At 42.0% G+C, this 14,388-nt stretch carries 14 protein-coding genes and 1 tRNA gene; 1 reads left to right on the top strand and 14 read right to left on the bottom strand.

Features of this window, described 5'->3' with window-relative positions; all coding sequences use genetic code 11:
• Positions 1-7: 7 nt before the first annotated feature.
• From QE422_RS12710 to QE422_RS12765, 12 genes are all read right to left on the bottom strand, one after another.
• On the bottom strand, positions 8-820 hold the full coding sequence (locus tag QE422_RS12710) for a 2,3,4,5-tetrahydropyridine-2,6-dicarboxylate N-succinyltransferase (protein WP_307458901.1): 813 nt from the start codon (positions 818-820) through the stop codon (positions 8-10).
• A gap of 141 nt (positions 821-961) precedes the next feature.
• The gene (locus QE422_RS12715) at positions 962-1,531 is read right to left on the bottom strand and encodes a C40 family peptidase (protein WP_307462365.1); all 570 of its coding nucleotides are present in this window, start codon (positions 1,529-1,531) and stop codon (positions 962-964) included.
• 143 nt (positions 1,532-1,674) lie between these two features.
• The gene (locus QE422_RS12720; protein ID WP_307458904.1) at positions 1,675-2,052 is read right to left on the bottom strand and encodes a hypothetical protein; all 378 of its coding nucleotides are present in this window, start codon (positions 2,050-2,052) and stop codon (positions 1,675-1,677) included.
• Positions 2,053-2,089: 37 nt separating this feature from the next.
• Positions 2,090-2,163: transfer RNA gene (locus QE422_RS12725), tRNA-Ala, on the bottom strand.
• Positions 2,164-2,357: 194 nt separating this feature from the next.
• Positions 2,358-3,773, bottom strand: a complete 1,416-nt coding sequence (locus QE422_RS12730; protein ID WP_307458907.1) for an efflux transporter outer membrane subunit — start codon at positions 3,771-3,773, stop codon at positions 2,358-2,360.
• A gap of 74 nt (positions 3,774-3,847) precedes the next feature.
• Positions 3,848-6,991 (bottom strand): efflux RND transporter permease subunit, encoded by a 3,144-nt coding sequence (locus tag QE422_RS12735; protein ID WP_307458909.1) that lies wholly within the window; start codon positions 6,989-6,991, stop codon positions 3,848-3,850.
• A gap of 1 nt (position 6,992) precedes the next feature.
• Entirely contained in the window at positions 6,993-8,180 is a 1,188-nt protein-coding gene (locus tag QE422_RS12740) for an efflux RND transporter periplasmic adaptor subunit (protein WP_307458911.1), read from the bottom strand.
• A 1-nt stretch (position 8,181) separates the two neighbouring features.
• Complete coding sequence (locus QE422_RS12745) at positions 8,182-8,634, bottom strand: transcriptional regulator (protein ID WP_307458914.1); 453 nt, start codon at positions 8,632-8,634, stop codon at positions 8,182-8,184.
• Between the two features lie 117 nt (positions 8,635-8,751).
• A complete protein-coding gene (locus QE422_RS12750) occupies positions 8,752-9,264 on the bottom strand; it encodes a GNAT family N-acetyltransferase (protein ID WP_307458917.1) in 513 nt (170 codons plus the stop codon).
• 143 nt (positions 9,265-9,407) lie between these two features.
• Positions 9,408-9,638 carry a DUF2007 domain-containing protein gene (locus QE422_RS12755; RefSeq protein WP_307458919.1) on the bottom strand — a complete coding sequence of 77 codons (231 nt, stop codon included), beginning with the start codon at positions 9,636-9,638 and terminating at the stop codon, positions 9,408-9,410.
• A 63-nt stretch (positions 9,639-9,701) separates the two neighbouring features.
• Complete coding sequence (gene lat / locus QE422_RS12760) at positions 9,702-11,027, bottom strand: L-lysine 6-transaminase (protein WP_307458921.1); 1,326 nt, start codon at positions 11,025-11,027, stop codon at positions 9,702-9,704.
• A 107-nt stretch (positions 11,028-11,134) separates the two neighbouring features.
• On the bottom strand, positions 11,135-12,685 hold the full coding sequence (locus tag QE422_RS12765) for an aldehyde dehydrogenase family protein (protein WP_307458924.1): 1,551 nt from the start codon (positions 12,683-12,685) through the stop codon (positions 11,135-11,137).
• A gap of 137 nt (positions 12,686-12,822) precedes the next feature.
• Between QE422_RS12765 and QE422_RS12770 the strand changes: the two genes are divergently transcribed.
• Positions 12,823-13,023 (top strand): hypothetical protein, encoded by a 201-nt coding sequence (locus QE422_RS12770; protein ID WP_307458926.1) that lies wholly within the window; start codon positions 12,823-12,825, stop codon positions 13,021-13,023.
• Between the two features lie 90 nt (positions 13,024-13,113).
• Here the strand turns inward: QE422_RS12770 and QE422_RS12775 are convergent, their stop codons facing one another.
• Together QE422_RS12775 and QE422_RS12780 are read right to left on the bottom strand one after the other, a co-directional pair.
• The gene (locus QE422_RS12775; RefSeq protein ID WP_307458929.1) at positions 13,114-13,302 is read right to left on the bottom strand and encodes an Arc family DNA binding domain-containing protein; all 189 of its coding nucleotides are present in this window, start codon (positions 13,300-13,302) and stop codon (positions 13,114-13,116) included.
• A gap of 158 nt (positions 13,303-13,460) precedes the next feature.
• The gene (locus tag QE422_RS12780; protein ID WP_307458931.1) at positions 13,461-14,327 is read right to left on the bottom strand and encodes an SPFH domain-containing protein; all 867 of its coding nucleotides are present in this window, start codon (positions 14,325-14,327) and stop codon (positions 13,461-13,463) included.
• Positions 14,328-14,388 lie beyond the last annotated feature (61 nt).

Below are 14,388 nucleotides of genomic sequence, written 5' to 3' on the forward strand. Positions count from 1 at the left end.
AATCATCTTAAACAGCAACATTATTCTCTCTCAACGCATCATTCAAAGACGTTTTTTTGTCTGTGGATTCCTTTCTTTTACCAATAATCAACGCACATGGAACCTGATATTCTCCTGCAGGGAATGTTTTCGTATAGCTTCCCGGAATAACCACCGATCTTGCCGGTACCCTTCCTTTGATTTCTATCGGAGTGTCGCCCGTAACATCGATGATTTTGGTAGATGCCGTAAGTACAACGTTGGCTCCCAATACCGCTTCTTTTTCAACGTGAACGCCTTCAACAACGATACATCTTGAACCTACGAAACAATCGTCTTCGATAATTACCGGAGCAGCCTGAAGCGGTTCCAAAACGCCACCGATTCCTACACCACCGCTTAAGTGAACGTTTTTACCGATCTGCGCACAGCTTCCTACGGTTGCCCATGTATCCACCATCGTTCCTGAATCTACGTAGGCACCGATATTAACGTAAGACGGCATCATGATCACCCCCGGAGCGATGTAAGCTCCTTCTCTGGCTACAGCATGCGGTACAACCCTTACTCCTTTTTCAGCATAGTTTCTCTTCAAAGGCATTTTGTCATGAAATTCAAACGGGCCCACTTCAATGGTTTCCATTTTCTGGATCGGGAAATACATTACGACAGCTTTCTTTACCCACTCGTTTACCTGCCATCCGTTTTCCGTTGGCTCAGCAGTACGCAGTTCTCCTTTATCAACCAGGGAAATCACTTCTCTGATGGCTTTCTGGCTGTCTTCATTCTGTAGTAATTCTCTGTTGTCCCAGATATTTTCAATAGTTTGTTGTAACGACATGTTTTATTTAATTAAATTAAAAATTATACGCCGCCAAAGATACAAAAGTTTAGGTAAAGATTAAGACTCAGAAGAAGGTTTAGAGCAGAATCGTATGAGAAAAACAACAGTACTTATTTTGGGTAATGTACTTTATCACATTTACAAAACACGCTGGGCATGCAGATAGGCTTTATTCCAATAGGTTTCATTTAAAGACGAAATGATGACGCCCTTGGTGGTAGAAGCATGGATGAACCGCACTTCGCCGTCGTTTCCGATATCATGAACGATTCCTACATGGGACACTTTTGTTCCGCCTGCTGTTGCAAAGAACAGAAGATCACCCGGCTTTACTTCCCTGATGTCGATCTGACTTCCCGTTTCGGCCTGGTCTGCAGATCTTCTCGGAAGCTTATAGTTATTTTCCTCAAAAACCTTCAGGGCAAATCCCGAACAGTCGAATCCGGATGACGTGTTTCCTCCAAATTTATAAGGAGCGCCAAGGTATTTTTCAGCATCTTTCAGAAGTTCATTAATGGATTTTGGAATTTTCCCGTTGAATCTGGAATCCAGCTTACGGAGATTTTCGGCTTTGGCAATACTTTTAGAGGAGGTATTTTTCTTCGATGAAACATTTTTTGAACTTCCGCACGAGACCACAACTAAAGATACTGCGGATAAAACCAATAGACTGCGGGTAGCCTGATTTCTGCAAAAGATTCTGTACATCATACTTCCTTTAATTTACACTGCGTACAAATATAAACAAATTATGTTTTTGTGGGATCAGATTTCAGGAGGCTTTTTGGAAATAAACCATAAAAAAAAGCTGTCCGAAATACGGACAGCCTGTGTGTACTGTGAAAATCTTTTTACTTAGATGTTTTAGCCCCTTTCCATGTTCCGGATCTTACCGTTGCAGGTACCGCGTTGGTCCATGTTCCGTTGGCTTTTTTATCTTCTCTTGTCAGCGTTCCTTTAAAACTTCCGTCTTCAGGAGAACCGATGGTGGCATTCAATTCACCTGACTCGCTAAGATATCCTGAGATATAGTAGTTTTCCGTAGTCTGGTCGGAATGCATGGTTCCTGTCACTTTTCCGTCAGTAGCTACGACGATGTTCCAGTCTCCCTTCTCGGTTCCTTCATAAGTTCCGGCCCAGGTTCCGATAAAATCGTAGATCGTATCGTCATCTTTGCTGCAACCGATGAATAAAAAAGCTGTCAAAAAAAGTAAAAATATTTTCTTCATAGTTTTTATGTCGTTTTTATCCTTTGACAAAATATTGTGGAGGATACGGGGATCGAACCCGTCACCTTTAGACTGCCAGTCTAACGCTCTAGCCAGATGAGCTAATCCCCCATTTTTATTGGTCTCTGTTTCTGAGCGGTACAAAAGTAAGTATTTAATTCACATATACAAACTTTTTATTGCATTTAATTTAATAATAGCTGATAATCACCGATTTATTTTTTGATTTTTATAATTTTTTTTATGCTAAATAAAAAGACACATGCAGGAAATCTGCATGTGCCTCTGTTTTATGGGTACTTAAATTATCTCCAGCCGCCTCCGAGAGCCTGATAAAGCTCAACGCCAGCCCTCATTTTGTTGTATTCTGCATTGGCGATATTTAATTCTGCATTCAATGCGTTTACGCTTGCATTTAATACTTCCAGGTAATTGGCCATCCCGTAATTAACCAATTCCTGTGAATAGTTCACGGATTTCTTGTATGAATCCAGCTCTTTCTGCTTAAGATCGATGTAAGAGTCCTGAACCGAATAAACGCGGATCGCATCGGACACTTCTTTTCCGGCATTCAGGATGGCTTTTCTGAAATTTAGATAAGCCGTTTCCTGGTTGGCAAGACTTATCTCATAATTGGTCCGGATCGATCTCCTGTTCAGAATAGGCTGAGCCAGACCGGCCACCACAGTTGCAAACAGGGAATTCACACTGAAAAGATGATCGATGTCTACAGACTGAACTCCTCCGCTGCCCGTAAGGCGTAAAGTCGGATAAAACTGTGCTTTCGCTGAATTAGTCAGCTCAAAAGCATTCATCAGATTATATTCCGCTCTTCTTACATCGGGCCTGTTGGCCAATAGCTGTGCCGGATATCCCAATTTCAGGTCAATCGGAAGGTTCTGACTTTCCAATGTAGAACGTGCAATGGTACCGGAAGGTTCGCCCATGAGCAGGCTCATGGTATTTTCCAACAGCTGGATCTGTGTATCAACGTCAATCAGTAAAGACTGGGCATTATACACCAACGCTTCACTTTGCTGAACAGCCACCTCTGTTAAAGTTCCTGCGGTTTTCAAGGCCCGGGTGGTTTCCAGGTTCTGTTCGCGTAATTTTATGGTTTCCGTAATAATTTTCTTCTGAGCATCGTACGTTAGCAGCTGATAATAAGAAGATGCCACGGAAGCAACAAGATCGCTTTTTACAGCCTTATGTGCTTCTACAGTCCCCAGATAAGTAGCAAGCTGTGCTTTTTCCTGAGCCTTCAACTTTCCCCAGATGTCAGCTTCCCATGCAATACTTCCTGTAATATCAAACTGGTTGATGTAACGTCTTTCCCCGATAATCTGCCCAAACTGGGTATTGATCGACTGGGTCTGGAAGGTATAGTTGGGCCCCACCGATATGGTAGGCTGATAAGCTGCTTTGCTCTGTTTCAGATATGACTCTGCTGAATAAATACTCTGCAATGCAATTCTGATGTCCAGATTGTTTTCCAGGGCTTTGTTGATGTGCCCCTGAAGTATCGGATCTGTAAAAATCTCTTTCCAGGAAACATTCGCGATGTTCGTACTGTCTGTTGGAAGCATATCGGTACGGTATAGCTTTTCGTCCACTACACGATCCGGCCTGTGATATTCTTTTCTCGCCATACAGGATGATACAGCTGCAAGAACGGCCACCGAAAATGTAATTCCTTTTATGATGTTTAAAATACTTTTCATTATTTGAATATAAGGTTTAAAGCTCAGGCCCATAGGTACGTTTTACACGTTTATAAATCCTGAGCTGACTTAATTTATTCTGCTAAATTGATCTCTTTTTCTTTAATCGGCTTCACTTTCTCCTGCAAATATTCGAAAATAACATACAATACAGGAATAACAAAAAGTCCCAGAATGGTTCCGATCAGTAATCCGATTGCTGCTCCGGTAGCAATCGATCTGTTACCCACTGCTCCGATCCCGCTTGCGAGAACCAACGGCAATAAACCGAAGATAAATGCAAATGAGGTCATCAGAATCGGTCTTAGCCTTGCTTTTGCCGCATTAATGGCAGACATAACAATGGATTCCCCGTGATGCCTTCTCTGAACAGCGAATTCAACAATCAGGATCGCATTTTTCGCCAGTAACCCTACCAACATAATAAGGGCGATCTGGAAGTAAATGTTGTTTTCCAGTCCCATGATCTTCTGGCCGAAGTAAGCTCCCATTACCCCAAGAGGAAGAGAAATAACAACGGTTAATGGAAGGATATAACTTTCATACTGGGCTGCAAGAATAAAATAAACAAAGATTAAACTCAAGGCAAAAATCAGAATCGTCTGAGAACCTGAAGATAATTCCTCTCTTGAAAGTCCCGTAAATTCTACCCCGTAATTCTGATCAAGCGTCTGGCTTGCTACCTGCTGAACAGCTCCGATAGCATCCCCCGTACTATATCCTGCCGAGTTGGCTCCGGTAATTTTAACCGAGCTGAACAGGTTATAACGCCCAACCGACTGCGGTCCGTACGTCTTTGTTAGAGTAACAAACTGTGAAATCGGAGACATGGTTCCTGAGCTTGTTTTTACATACAGCTGGTTCAGGTCACTCGCATCTTTTCTGTTTTCCGGCAGTGCCTGGATCATTACCCGGAACTGCTTTCCATATTTTGTAAAGTCGGCACTATAGATACCACCGATATATCCCTGCATTGTTTCCAGAATACTGTTTACGGAAACGCCCAGCTGCTTCGCAAGAGGAACGTTAATTTCCATCTGGTACTGCGGGTATTTCGTATTAAAGGAAGTCTGGGCAAACTCGATCTCTGGTCTTTTCATCAGGTTTCCGATAAATTCGTTGGTTTTTGCATCCAGTTCCGCAAAATCACCTCCTGACTTATCCAGCAACACCATTTCGAAACCGGCACTGTTACCAAATCCGGGTACACTCGGCGGCTGGAAGAAAACAACTTTTGCATCGGGTGCCTTCGCGGAAATCCCGAAAAGCTGTTTGGTAATATTGTCTGAACTCAAATCTCCTTTTCTTTCGTCGAAAGGTTTCAGCTTGATAAACGCCAGACCGTTGTTGCTTCCGTTTCCGGAAAGTAAACCACGTCCGGTAGAAATCGTTACATTCTGGATTCCCGGAATTTTAAGGGCTTCTTTCTGCAGGGTTTTAAGAACATTATACGTTCTTTCCATAGAAGCTCCCGGCGGAAGCTGAACATCGGTAAAGATAATCCCCCTGTCTTCCGTTGGAACAAACCCCTTTTTCATGGTGGCACTTGCCCAGTATAAAATACCGCCGGTCACCGCGAAAATAATTAAGGTTACCCATTTATGTCTTAAAAGGAAAATAAAGCCTCTTCCGTAACGCTCTGTTGTCGTTTTGAAGGCGATATTAAATTTATAGAAGAACTTCTGAATGAAATTCAGCTGTTTGTATTCTTTGTGGTGCTCATCATGCGGCTTTAGGAATAATGAACATAAAACCGGGCTCAGCGTTAAGGCATTCACTGCAGAAATAAAGATCGCTACGATAAGCGTTACCCCGAACTGCTGATAGAAAACCCCGGTAGGACCGGTAATAAAAGTAACCGGAATAAATACCGAAGCCATTACAAGAGTAATGGAGATAATTGCTCCCGTAATCTCATCCATTGCTTCAATCGTTGCTTTTTTTGCGTCGGGAATGCCATGTTCCATTTTGGCGTGAACGGCTTCGACGACAACGATCGCATCATCCACCACAATACCGATTGCCAGTACCAAAGCGAATAAGGTTAAAAGGTTTAAGGAATATCCGAATAAATTCAGGAAGAAGAATGCCCCTACAATAGAAACCGGAACGGCAATCGCAGGGATCAACGTAGATCTGAAATCCTGTAAGAATATATAAACGACAATAAATACAAGGATAAATGCTTCAATCAAGGTATGGATTACTTTCTCAATTGATGCATCCAGGAACTCATTGGTATCGAAGTTAAAGGTATATTTAATTCCTGCCGGGTATGTGCTTTCTTTAGCTTTCAACTGTGCTTTGATGTTCTCGATAATTTCCTGGGCATTGGATCCCGGAGTCTGGAAGATCCCCATACTGATGGACGGGTTATCTCCGTTTTCACCGACACCGCTGTAGGAAAGACCGCCAAGTTCTACTTTCGCCACATCTTTCAGCATCAGGTTTTGCCCGTCTGGCATGGCCTTAATGATGATATTATCGTACTGCTCTTTCTCGTTGAACTTACCTACGTATTTAATGATATATTCGAATGAGCTTCCGCTGTTCTGTCCTAAAGATCCGGCAGCTGCTTCTCTACTCTGTTCATTGATGGCTGTCGTAACATCAGTAGGCGTAATACCGTAAGCTGCTAGCTTTGCCGGGTCCAGCCATACCCTCATCGAGTAGTTTTTACCTCCGAAAACGTTGGCTTCCCCCACCCCGTTGATCCTCTGTAAATCCGGGATCACATTGATGTTCAGGAAATTCTGAAGATAAACGTCGTCGATGTTTTTATTTTCGGAATAAAACGAAAGATACATCAGGGCACTGGTCTGCTGTTTCTGCGTAACCACCCCGGAACGGGTAACTTCGCTAGGCAATAGCGGACTGGCTCTCGAAACCCGGTTCTGCACGTTTACCGCCGCAATATCCGGATCGATTCCCTGTTTAAAAAATACCTGGATCTGTGCTGAACCGTCATTCCCTGCTGTTGAGGTAATATAGTCCATCCCTTCCACTCCATTGATCTGCTCCTCCAAAGGCACGACCACACTTTTCATGACCGTTTCGGCATTGGCACCTGTATAATTCGCTCTTACACTTACTGTGGGCGGAGCAATATCCGGATACTGCGTTACCGGAAGTGCATAAAGTCCCAGCACTCCCAAGATGACGATCAGTATCGAGATTACAGTTGATAAAACCGGTCTGTTTATAAAATTTTTAATCATATTAGAATTTCGGTTTTACAGATTGTACAAGACTGTCCATTTTTACTTTTTTAGGCTTAATGGCAGTTCCTGATTTTAACGTTCCCGTGCCGGAAGCCACTACCAGCTCGCCTTTTTTAACTCCTGATTTTATCAAAGCCAAGTTGTCTATCCTGTCGATAACATCAATCACCACATTTCTGGCGGTATCGCCTTTGTCTACTTTATAAACATAGACGATCCCCTGCTGCTCGTATGTAGCACTTTCAGGCACTACCAAGACATTATCATAAGGCTGAGGGAAACGGATGGTACCGCTGTTCCCGTTGCTCAGCAGTTTCTGGGCATTGGTAAATTCAACCCTGAACTGGATGGTTCCCGTTGTAGGATCAATCTGTCCCGTAATCGCTTCAATTCTTCCTTTTTCAGGATAAAGGCTGCCGTTTGCCAGCTCCAGTTCCACCATTGGAAGATTTTTAATTTTTTCAGGCATCGATGCGCCCGGAGACTTTTCAAGGAAATTGAAATATTCCTTTTCATTCATTGAAAAATAAGCATAGATCTCGGAAGTATCGGAAATCGTCGTCAGCGGCGTCTGGTCACTTGGCCCTACAAGGCTTCCCACTTTTAAAGGAAGCTTTCCAATTACCCCGGAAATCGGCGCACGGATCACGGAATATTCAATATTGGCCTCAACTCCTTTATAATTGGCAACTGCCTGACTTTTCGCGGCCTGGGCCTGCTTCAGCTGAGCCTGAGCCTGAGCCAAGTTAGCCTGTGCGGTCTGCAACTGTACATTGCTGATAATATTTTTCTGAACCAACGGTTTCAGTTTATTGACTTCAACATTTGCTGCTGCTACCGCTGCCTGGGCCGCTGCAATATTGGATTCTGCTGCACCGATCCCTGCTTTGGAAGCAGCTGCGGTTTCGTTAAGGATATTGGTTTCCAGACGGAAAAGCGGCTGCCCTTTGGTTACGTACTGCCCTTCGTCTACAAGAACCTGGGTGATGTATCCCTGTATTTTAGCCCGTACATCGTTGTTTACCCTTCCCTGGATGGTTGCAGGAAACGTCTGATAGCCGACTACATTTTTAGACTCCACATTTACCACGGGATACGGCTTTGGGCCGTCCTGCTTGGGAGCTTCTTTTTTACAGGCCACTAAAGAGAGTGCTGCAACAGAAAGTATAACTAGCTTATTATTCATTTTATAGTTTATTAAGTGATTCCTGAATATTTTTTATATTTTTATTGAGTAACGCTTTATAAGCTTCGATCTTCTCATTGTAATCATCATGATTTTTCTTAAAATTGTCTAAGTCATCCAGTAGTTTTAATTCGTCTTTCATTTTTTGAACTATTTTTTCAAATCTTATCTTCTTATAACCGTCATTGATGAAAAAATACCGTTTCCGCTCATCCATTTTGTTGTGATCCACAATGAGTTCCAAATTCAGCAATAAAGAAATACTGGTAGAAACCGAACTTTTGCTTGCAGAAAATACATCCACAAATTCATCAAAAGTAATGCCCACCTTATCATAATCGAAAAGAAGATAGGCATAAATCTTTGAAGCTAAAGGCGGTAGGTTGAAAATGGAACCGTAAAACTTCACGGCATCCTGGAAAATTCTTTCATCAATTTCTATACTCTTATGCATGGTATATAAATTTGAGACAAAAGTAAAAATTAGTTCAGAACTAAACGAACAAACTTGATAGAGTTTATAAATCCATAGCGTTTTAAAAATTCAATGATGCAGGATTTAACTTTTACATTAAATAATAATCTTTTCAAAAGCTTTGCGCATCCCTCCGGCCAGGAAAACCTCTCCACAGTACGTATAGCCTTTGCTTTCCAATATCCTGAGCATCGCAGTATTATCGAAATTCGTATCTACTTTTACACTCTGGATGCCGTGTGAACGGGTAAATTCCTCAATATGATCGAAAAGTATTTTCACCAGGCCCTTTCCTGCAAATTTTTCATCTACGGCTACCCGATGTACAACAACAAATTCTCCGTTGCTCAGCCATGCACCGTCAATGGTACTGTAAGCGGGTTCGTCATTTAAGATTAAAGCGGTATAAACAGCAATCTCATTATCTACGGTCATGACGTATCCAAAACCCTTTGCAATATCGCTTTCTACCGTATTAAGGTTGGGATATCCCTGCTGCCACTGGGTGCTTCCGTCTTTTCTTCTTCTTTCGATAGCCTGTTGTAGGATGTTCCAGATCGTGTCTCTGTCATTAATTTCTGCCTTTCTCAGTTTAATCTCTGCATTCATTGCGGTGGATTTTATTTAAATATAGAATTGATTTTTTTAAACTTAATCTTCAATATCGGATCATTGTTCAAAGTAAAAAACCGAAAACTAATTAAAATTAATTTTCGGTTCGAAGTAGTAAAATTTAAAATTATGAAATTGTTTTATTGATTTTGATTCTGCTGAAGATAAGCGTCTATTACCTCGAAGGCTTTTTTCTCATCTTCCAGTTTCACCATTACTTTCAGCGATGTAGCCGTGGGCGTAGTTGTAAAAGTAAGGTAGTTGTTTTCTACTGAATTTCTGATTTGTGCATCGTCCAGTTTAGACTTTATCAGTTGGATTTCTGCAGGTTTGTCACTTTCAAAAACTGATACTCTTGTACTTCTTTCCATAGTTCTGTCTCGTTTGAGTATCTAAATATATAACGTTTTTTTGAAAATTACAAATTTCAGCTTTTAAATTTTGTTTATATTCTTTTCAATTTTATCCAGAGCAAGCTGAATTTCTTCTTTGGTTACGTTCAGATGCGGCCTGAAACGGAGCGATTGGTCGCCGCAGGCCAGGATGATCATTCCGTCATTCCATAGTTCGTCCCTTAGATGATTTCTCTGATCATGGGTCGGAAGATCGATGGCACACATCAGCCCTCTCCCTCTGGCGTTGGATAATTTCTCAGGATATTTCTGCTGTAAATTCTGAAGGCTTTCCAGAAGATAATCGCCAACTACTCTTGCATTCTCCACCAGGTTTTCCTTTTCAATGACTTCAAGCACCAATTGGAAACGGAGCATATCGATAAAATTTCCTCCGAAAGTGGAATTGATCCTGGAACTTTCCCGGAATACATTGTTCGGAATTTCATCAAACTTTTCTTTGTTGGCTAAAATTCCGCAGACCTGCGCTTTTTTACCGAAGGAGATAATATCAGGCTTCGCGGTAAAATGTTCGAAAGCCCACATTTTACCTGTGATTCCGATACCGGTCTGCACTTCATCAAAGATCAGAAGAATTTCATGCTGGTCGCAGATTTTTCTCAAACCCATCAAAAATTCATCCCGGAAGTGGTTATCGCCACCTTCTGCCTGAATCGGCTCAATGATGATACAGGCTACTTTATCAGGATTCATTAAGATGGCCTCTTCGATATTTAACAAAGCCAGCCTTTCATTTTTTATGGTTTCTTCCAGATTCTCTTCGGTGATTGGGAACGTCAGTTTAGGATTCAGGATCCTCGGCCAGTTGAACATCGGGAAATACTGGTATTTTCTTGGGTCAGCCGTATTGGTAAGGCTTAAAGTATAACCGCTCCTTCCGTGGAATGCCTGCCGAAAATGGATGCAGATCCCCGCTTCAAGATCAAGCCCTTTCTCGAAGTTCTTCCGTGTTTTCCAGTCAAAGCAGGCTTTCATTGCATTTTCAACGGCTATTGCTCCGCCTTCAATAAAGAAAGCATATTGTAGTTCTTCGGGAATGGCAACTCTTTCAAAAACTTCAAGAAAATGAGCATATTCTTCAGAGTACACGTCGGCAAGCGTTGGCTTATTCACCGCCATTTTTCCGAGCCAAGCCGACTTTTCAAGGAGGTAAGGATGATTGTACCCGATGGATGCTGAAGCAAACATTGAAAACATATCCAGGTACTCGCAGTCGGTAAGTTTATCGTAAAGCCATGAACCATGGGATTTTTCAATATCCATTACGAAATCGAACCCGTCAGCCAGAACGTGTCTGCCTACGGTTTCCTTTACTTTATTTGTTTGTATATCAATAGTTGGTTGCATATTAAATAAAATCTTAGGGTGATTAGAATTTAATAATTAGAGATCAGGATTTTACTTATAACGTTAATCTTAGGGTTTATTACATCCCGATGCTCAATATTAGTTTTTTAAAGGTCAAACTTGATCCCTTGCGCCAAAGGAAGGTTTGCGGTGTAGTTAATCGTATTGGTCTGTCTTCTCATGTAATATTTCCAGACATCCGATCCCGATTCCCTGCCGCCGCCGGTCTCTTTTTCGCCACCGAAGGCACCACCGATTTCCGCGCCGGAAGTCCCGATATTTACATTGGCAATTCCGCAGTCGGAACCTGCGTGTGAAAGGAATAGTTCTGCTTCTCTGAGGTTCTGCGTCATGATGGCCGACGATAATCCCTGAGGAACGTCATTCTGGATTGCAATGGCTTCTTCCAATGTACTGTATCTGATCAGATATAAAATCGGGGCAAACGTTTCGTGCTGAACGATTTCGTAGGAATTTTTCACTTCAGCAATACACGGCTTTACATAACAGCCGGATTCAAATCCCTTTCCTTTCAGCACTTCACCTTCTACAATGAACTTCGCACCTTCTTTTTTCCCTTTTTTGATCGCATCCTGATAAGCGTTTACTGCATCTTTATCGATCAATGGCCCTACGTGGTTGGTTTCATCAAGAGGGTTTCCGATCTTCAGCTGTCCGTAAGCTTTTACCAGTCTGTTTTTTACTTCGTCATATACGCTTTCATGGATAATCAGCCTTCTTGTGGACGTACATCGCTGCCCGGCTGTTCCCACCGCTCCGAAAACAGCGCCGATAATCGACATGTCGATATCCGCATCTTTTGAAATAATGATGGCATTGTTTCCGCCCAGCTCAAGGATGGATTTTCCGAATCTTTGGGCAACATTGGTAGAAACCATTCTTCCTACTCTGGTAGATCCTGTGAAGGAAACCAAAGAAACCCTTTTGTCATCCACCAGCTTCTGGCCAATTTCATGATCCGCTACCAACACGCTTGAAATTCCTTCGGAAAGATTATTCTCTCTTAAAACCTCATTCATGATGTTCTGGCAGGCAATCGCGCAAAGCGGCGTTTTTTCCGACGGCTTCCAGATCGTTACGTTTCCGCAGATCCATGCTAAAGCCGTATTCCACGACCAAACGGCTACCGGAAAATTAAAAGCGGTAATAATTCCCACAATTCCCAGCGGGTGATACTGCTCGTACATCCGGTGTCCAGGTCTTTCCGAGTGCATGGTATACCCGTGAAGCTGTCTGGAAACCCCAACGGCAAAGTCGCAGATGTCGATCATTTCCTGAACTTCACCCAGTCCTTCCTGTAAAGATTTTCCCATCTCATAGGAAACCAGCTTTCCCAGATCGTCTTTGTACTGTCTTAATTTCTGGCCGAGCTGGCGTACGATTTCCCCTCTTTTAGGAGCCGGAATCAGCCTGAATTCTTTGAAAGCCTTCTCGGCGGTTTCGATTACCTTATCGTAATCCGATGCGCCGGAAGTTTTTACTTTTGCGATCAGATTTCCGTCCACCGGGGAATAACTTTCTATAATTTTCCCTGATGCAAAGTATTTTCCGCCTGTTGAAGTCCCCTTATTCTCATCTTTAATTCCCAGATTTTTGAGCGTTTTTTCAATCCCAAAATCCTTTACTTTTTTAGACATAAAAATTTTACTTTTCGTTTCCTCTAAAGATAAAAATATTATGCGAACCGCAAAATTTTAATTTTTTTAACGTGTTTTTTATTTGGACTAATTATAAACATGCTTATCTTTGTAAGGCAATCATTTGAATTTCAGAAATGGAAAAAGACAGGATTAAAAACAACCCTGCTGATGAGGAAAAGAAAACGCCAAGGTGGAAAAGCCTGGTAAAAAAATTCGGGATCGGCGGCATTATATTTTTTACGGTGAAAGGCATTATTACCTCTACGCTGATCTATTTCCTTGGGAAAAATGCGTGGAGCATTATTGCAGGTTACTTTACGGGAATATTCGATTAATCGATTGAAATAAGAACCAGAAAAGCTGAGAAAATCTCTCAGCTTTTTTTATTTATTCCCGCTAATTCCGGGTTATTGTTTGTTATACAGTTACTCTTTCTTTTTCCTTCCGGACTCCGTCAGGCTTTGATGCAGCAAATACTCAATCTGCCCGTTCACACTCCGGAATTCATCATTTGCCCATTTTTCCAGCAGCTTATACGTAGACTCATCGATCCGCAGGACAAAGGATTTTTTGCCTTTGCTTCCGGGAGAAGACTGAGCTTTTTCTGATTTCATTTTCCTTAATTCTTTTTTTGCTTAAATAAGCAAATGATTGTTTACTATTGACTATAAAATTCCGATCGGACGCTAATTTAATTGTCTTTTAACTCTAACGCAGATCAGACTTCTGCTGAACAAAAAGCTTATTGAAATTCTACCGCGAATTTTAATGATTAATTATAAAGGGTTCCGGCGTTCAGGATCGGAGTGGCTGCTTTTTCGCCACATAATACAACCATCAAATTGCTTACCATCGCTGCTTTCCTTTCATCGTCCAGTTCTACGATATTATCTTCCGAAAGTTTCTTTAAAGCTAAATCCACCATTCCGACGGCACCTTCTACGATTTTGGTTCTGGCGGCCACAATGGCTGTCGCCTGCTGTCTCTGGAGCATTGCGCCGGCAATTTCCGAAGCGTAGGCCAAATGGGTGATTCTGGCCTCCTGGATAACGATTCCCGCCGGTGCCAGTCTTTCTGACAATTCCCCTTCCAGGATTTTATTTACCTGGTCACCCCCGTCTCTCAGGGTAATATCTGCATGCTCATCTTCCAGGTTATCATAAGGAAAACTTACCGCCAGGTGTCGTACTGCTGCTTCGCTCTGCATTCTTACATAATCCATATAGCGTTCGACTTCATAAGCTGCTTTGTAGGTATCTCCCACTTTCCAGACAATAACGGCTGCAATTTCGATCGGGTTCCCCATTTTGTCATTTACCTTTAAGGTCTGCCCCTGAAGGTTTTCGGAACGAAGGCTGATGCGCTGCGATGAATACAGGGGATTGATGAAAAACAGTCCGTTTTCTTTTACCGTACCCACATATTTTCCAAAGAAGTTTAAGACCCGCGAATGGTTCGGCTGGATAATCATTAATCCTTTCAGAAAAAAACAGAACAGGATAAATGCTAAAAAAGCAATTACCATAAAAGTAATGCTGTTGTCTACGCCAATGGCGAAGAAATAAATTGATGCAATAAAAAGTCCCAGACAGATCACCAAAGTAAGGTATCCGGACATCGGTTTTAAGATTTTTTCCATAACAGTGAATTTTAATTTGATATTATTTTAATATCATAAAGATATACCTAATTTTTGAATA

The organism is Chryseobacterium sp. SORGH_AS_0447, from assembly GCF_030818695.1.
Classification (GTDB): domain Bacteria; phylum Bacteroidota; class Bacteroidia; order Flavobacteriales; family Weeksellaceae; genus Chryseobacterium.

Bases quoted from the DNA above. Each gene is read 5' to 3' on its own strand.
- QE422_RS12775 (WP_307458929.1), bottom strand. From the start codon at position 13,302: ATGAAATCAGAAAAAGCTCAGTCTTCTCCCGGAAGCAAAGGCAAAAAA.
- QE422_RS12730 (WP_307458907.1), bottom strand. From the start codon at position 3,773: ATGAAAAGTATTTTAAACATCATAAAAGGAATTACATTTTCGGTGGCC.
- QE422_RS12750 (WP_307458917.1), bottom strand. From the start codon at position 9,264: ATGAATGCAGAGATTAAACTGAGAAAGGCAGAAATTAATGACAGAGAC.
- QE422_RS12745 (WP_307458914.1), bottom strand. From the start codon at position 8,634: ATGCATAAGAGTATAGAAATTGATGAAAGAATTTTCCAGGATGCCGTG.
- QE422_RS12770 (WP_307458926.1), top strand. From the start codon at position 12,823: ATGGAAAAAGACAGGATTAAAAACAACCCTGCTGATGAGGAAAAGAAA.
- lat (WP_307458921.1), bottom strand. From the start codon at position 11,027: ATGCAACCAACTATTGATATACAAACAAATAAAGTAAAGGAAACCGTA.
- QE422_RS12755 (WP_307458919.1), bottom strand. From the start codon at position 9,638: ATGGAAAGAAGTACAAGAGTATCAGTTTTTGAAAGTGACAAACCTGCA.
- QE422_RS12765 (WP_307458924.1), bottom strand. From the start codon at position 12,685: ATGTCTAAAAAAGTAAAGGATTTTGGGATTGAAAAAACGCTCAAAAAT.
- QE422_RS12715 (WP_307462365.1), bottom strand. From the start codon at position 1,531: ATGTACAGAATCTTTTGCAGAAATCAGGCTACCCGCAGTCTATTGGTT.
- QE422_RS12780 (WP_307458931.1), bottom strand. From the start codon at position 14,327: ATGGAAAAAATCTTAAAACCGATGTCCGGATACCTTACTTTGGTGATC.
- QE422_RS12740 (WP_307458911.1), bottom strand. From the start codon at position 8,180: ATGAATAATAAGCTAGTTATACTTTCTGTTGCAGCACTCTCTTTAGTG.
- QE422_RS12720 (WP_307458904.1), bottom strand. From the start codon at position 2,052: ATGAAGAAAATATTTTTACTTTTTTTGACAGCTTTTTTATTCATCGGT.
- QE422_RS12735 (WP_307458909.1), bottom strand. From the start codon at position 6,991: ATGATTAAAAATTTTATAAACAGACCGGTTTTATCAACTGTAATCTCG.
- QE422_RS12710 (WP_307458901.1), bottom strand. From the start codon at position 820: ATGTCGTTACAACAAACTATTGAAAATATCTGGGACAACAGAGAATTA.